Raw genomic sequence first — 726 nt, 5'->3', positions numbered from 1 at the left:
TGCATGGTGTGCGCTGTCGCCACTTGCCATTGCCATTGATTGCTCTCAACTGGTGATCGTTTAGCGCCCTACCGCCAGGTCTTGCGCTTCTTCCAGCGGCGCTCGCCGCGAACGCCGCTGTCCTTCATGCCGAGATAGAACTCCTTGATGTCGTCCTTCTCGCGCAGCACGGCGCAGGTGTCCTCGGCCACGATGCGGCCGTTCTCCAGCACATAGCCATAGTCCGCCGCGTTGAGCGCCATATTGGCGTTCTGCTCCACCAGCAAGATGGTGGTGCCGCGCTCGCGGTTGATGCGCACCACGATCTCGAAGATGTCCTTGGTGAGCTTGGGCGACAGGCCCAGGCTGGGCTCGTCGAGCAGGATCAGCTCCGGCGCGGCCATCAGCGCGCGCGAGATCGCCAGCATCTGCTGCTGGCCGCCCGAGAGCAGGCCCGCATCCTGCGCGGCGCGCTCGCGCAGCACCGGGAAGTAGCCGTAGACCATCTCCATGTCGCGCGCCACGCCGTCGCGGTCGCGCCGCGTATAGGCGCCCATCAGCAGGTTGTCGCGCACCGACAGCAGCGGGAACACCTCCCTCCCCTCGGGCACGTGGCTCAGGCCGCGCCGCACGATCTGCGCCGGATCCATCGCGGCGATGCTCTCGCCCTTGAAGGCGATGCTGCCGCGAGTCGGGTCAAGCACGCCGGAAATGGTCTTGAGGATGGTGGTCTTGCCCGCGCCGTTG

1 protein-coding gene is annotated in these 726 nt (G+C 66.4%); it reads right to left on the bottom strand.

The features are described 5' to 3' along the window. Positions 1-68 precede the first annotated feature (68 nt). On the bottom strand, positions 69-726 hold a 658-nt coding region (locus OR16_RS22015; protein WP_006160157.1), incomplete at its 5' end, for an ABC transporter ATP-binding protein.

Origin of the sequence: Cupriavidus basilensis OR16 (genome assembly GCF_000243095.1) — a bacterium.
In the GTDB taxonomy this organism is placed as follows: Bacteria; Pseudomonadota; Gammaproteobacteria; order Burkholderiales; family Burkholderiaceae; genus Cupriavidus; species Cupriavidus basilensis_D.
Note: the sequence above shows the minus strand (reverse complement) of the source record. Positions and strands in the feature narration are given on the sequence as shown.